This window comes from Vibrio sp. V33_P6A3T137 (assembly GCF_009904835.1).
Lineage (GTDB): Bacteria > Pseudomonadota > Gammaproteobacteria > Enterobacterales > Vibrionaceae > Vibrio > Vibrio metschnikovii.
This window is the reverse complement of the sequence record NZ_WXWK01000168.1, coordinates 1-3,207: the sequence shown is the minus strand read 5'-3', so window position 1 is coordinate 3,207 and position 3,207 is coordinate 1. Positions and strand designations below refer to the sequence as shown.

Annotated in this window: 5 protein-coding genes; all 5 read left to right on the top strand. The window is 35.7% G+C overall.

Translation table 11 applies throughout. The features are described 5' to 3' along the window. On the top strand, nt 1-395 hold a 395-nt coding region (locus CAG60_RS15615; protein WP_237667802.1), incomplete at its 5' end, for a hypothetical protein. Further along, complete coding sequence (locus CAG60_RS15610) at nt 388-1,137, top strand: ferritin-like domain-containing protein (protein WP_161439376.1); 750 nt, start codon at nt 388-390, stop codon at nt 1,135-1,137. The genes CAG60_RS15615 and CAG60_RS15610, both read left to right, overlap by 8 nt. Next, nucleotides 1,138-1,743: a hypothetical protein gene (locus tag CAG60_RS15605; protein ID WP_161439375.1), complete on the top strand. Its 606-nt coding sequence runs from the start codon at nt 1,138-1,140 to the stop codon at nt 1,741-1,743. Next, nucleotides 1,730-2,032, top strand: a complete 303-nt coding sequence (locus tag CAG60_RS15600; protein ID WP_161439374.1) for a pyrimidine/purine nucleoside phosphorylase — start codon at nt 1,730-1,732, stop codon at nt 2,030-2,032. Before CAG60_RS15605 ends, CAG60_RS15600 begins: the two co-directional genes overlap by 14 nt. Next, nucleotides 2,025-3,047: a Gfo/Idh/MocA family protein gene (locus CAG60_RS15595; RefSeq protein WP_161439373.1), complete on the top strand. Its 1,023-nt coding sequence runs from the start codon at nt 2,025-2,027 to the stop codon at nt 3,045-3,047. Before CAG60_RS15600 ends, CAG60_RS15595 begins: the two co-directional genes overlap by 8 nt. Nucleotides 3,048-3,207 lie beyond the last annotated feature (160 nt).

The window sequence follows — 3,207 nt, the reverse complement described above, 5'->3', positions numbered from 1 at the left end:
GCATTATACAGTGCTATATATTTTCTCTATTAGTGAATGTTGTAGCATTCTTCACCATGGGTATTGTTAATCACGGCTTTATATCTGTTATTGGTTGCTACTTGATAGTGTCTTTAACGGGAGTATCTTCAGGGATGTCATTCGTAATTATGAAATCAGGATTACGTACATTAGTAGACTTTGAGCGCTTAGGTTCAGTTACAGGATATATACAGAAAATAGCATCGATTGTAGCTATTTCATTACCTGTAATTGGTGGAGTAGTGGCAGACCAGATTGGTATTCAAATGACATTTATTGTTACTAGTTTAATGATGTTCTTGGTCTGTATACACACATTCATAAAATTAAAAGCAAAATCAATAAGCCTACATAAAGGAAATCTAAATGCTTAAATGTACTAAAATTTGTAATGTCAGTTTTTTGGAAGATACACACTATCAAACCTATCTCAAAGGCAAGTCTCAAGCCTTGTGGGATTCTGGATTAGATTGGTCAATGGCAAGTGATGATTTAGTACCAGAACATTTGAAATGTCTAGCTGTAGATATAGCTAGCATGTCTGCACACGTTGAAGTCCTTGGTATGCAAAACGCAGCGGAACTATTGGTACAATGTGAAGATTTTTCCTTAAAAATCGGCTTAGGACAAGCCATAAATGATGAAGCAAGACATGCTGAATTGTTCGCAAAATATGCATTACTAGCCAACGGAAGCATCAGTGATTGCTCTAAAACACAAGAACTTTATGACAATCACTTTGATTCCTTAAGTGAATTTGACGAGATTTTTCTAAGCCATGTTTTTCTAGAAAATGGCGCTCTTGAGCAGTTTAATATTTTTATTTCAACCTTTGGTGAAGAAAGTCTAATTGGGCAGATCTATAAAGGTGCATTGCAAGATGAGGCAAGACATGTACAAATGGGTATTAACTATTTCCGTCAAAAGGTCCAGCAGCAATATAGCTACCGAGAGTTTTTGGTTACCCACCTTGACACTTACCAATCGGTTTTACATGTAAATGAGTCTGCAATTCGTTGGCTGTCAGAATTTAGTGGTATTGACCTTGAACTGCTGAGTCAGAGAATTGAAAGACGTCAAACATCATTCATTAATAAAATACTGGCGGAGGTATAAATGGAGTTTAAAGGTTACAAAGTTATTGATAATGCAGTAACTCAACGGGAACTGAATATCATCATTGATTATTTAGCCATCTTGCTAAATAACAAAAAACTGAAAGGAAATACAGATTCAGAATCAGCTCATATGTATTATGCTGTGCCGTACTTTGAAGCAATGTTAAGTTACTATCGAGAAACAGTCTCATCAGTCGTTGGCGAGGTCGTATATCCGAGCTATTCATTTCTTTGGAACTATAAAAAAGGTCATGTAGTTCCAAAACATAAAGACCGAAACTCTGTAGATTATATCATTTCAATGAATATAAACATTGCAGGAGAAGATAGTTGGGATCTTGTTATCGAGGGTGAATCGATTGCACTGAAAAATGGTCAGGCCTTAATACTTGATGGTAAAAAGCTTGAACATTGGCGTGATGCTTGTCCATATGATAACAGGCTTCAACTTATTCTTTGTTATACAAGAGATAAGTCGTTGTTGTTTGATGGGCGTAAGCACCTAGCTTTCGATCCGATTCCAGAAGTAATTACATCGCCATTTAATTTAGGATTAGAAATTCAAGATAAATCAGTAATTGAGGCAGCAAATGCAAGAGTTTGAGGAACTAAAATACGTTCAGTCGTTTATCTTCTTTGATGGAAAGTCACTTATTCGCGATTTTGTCGATCCAACTGGTCGTAAAATATCCTATGGTTTTATGCTTAAAGGCAAATTTATATGGAAAGCCATAGGCATTGAGAGATTCTCGATCTTTAGCGGAGAAGCCATTTTTCTTTTTGAGGGAGCTACCGTTTCGGTAGGGGCAGATGAACATGTTACTATACCCCATGATGTAGAGTTCGTTGTCGAGGTAACGTCTGATTTAGATTATAGGTGTGACTATGAGTAACGTTGGGATTATTGGTTCAGGGCAGATGGGAAAATTTATTGCACACTGCTTAGTTAACAATCCTTCATGTGGACTTACGTTGCACTCTGTACTATCAAGGTCTTTACAGTCTGGTAGAGATTTTGCCAGTGATAACGGCATTGAATATAGAAATGTCTACACAGATATCCATCAATTCTTAAATGATGAGAAACTCGACGTGGTTTATATTGCATCGCCTACATCAACAAAAAATAGTTATTTATGTCTATCTATTGAAAAAAATAAGCATGTACTCATTGAGAAGCCTATTAATTATGATGAGCAATTAATAAATGCTATCGATATAGCAATCTCCAAGCAATTAATAATATTAGAAGCTAGCCATTGTTTACATAATCAGATATTTTACCGTTTAACTGAACTCGTTGATAGATATGTAGGTTGCATTGAATTTGTTGAAGCTACTTTTAACTGGCCTAGCACTGATGAAGCGTTAACAAAATTTAACCCAACTTTAGAGCCAGATGGCGTTTTAGGTGATCTAGGATGGTATCTGATTAGAACACTAGTAGAGCTATGTGGTGGAGAGTTTGAGCATTCATCGCAGTTACTGAAAAATAATAATGGAGTAATAATTGAGTGTTCAACTATAGGTAGCAACGCTACTACAAGCTTTGCCCTGAACAGTTCTTATAGACAAAGCACTGTTCGTCAGGTTCTAAGAATTTCAGGTTCAAAAGGCGAACTCATATTTAATGACTTCATTATGCCTTACTGGGGATCATTCGTTTACGGTGATGTACAACGATACTTGGATATAGAAGTGAGGCATGGAATGAAACCTATGCTTGACCGAAAGTTCGAGCGTATCTATTTCACTGGTGAACAACATATAAACATGTTGAATTTTTTTTCTGAAAGTATTAATACGCCAAACCCACGTATCGAGACCATGCTAAAAAAAACGTTAAACAGCTCTAAGATTGTCAGTGATATTAGAAAATCGTCTATTATTCGCCATTGGAGAGGTTAGTATTTTGTTTGATACCATTATTAATTATTTATCCGTGCAATTCTCTTTCATTGCCACTCCATCTCATGGACTATATTTTCTATATATTATCAGCGCAATAGTAATAGCCGTACTTTATACTTATCTTATTAATAAACGTAATTCTAGTTTAAAAGAGATT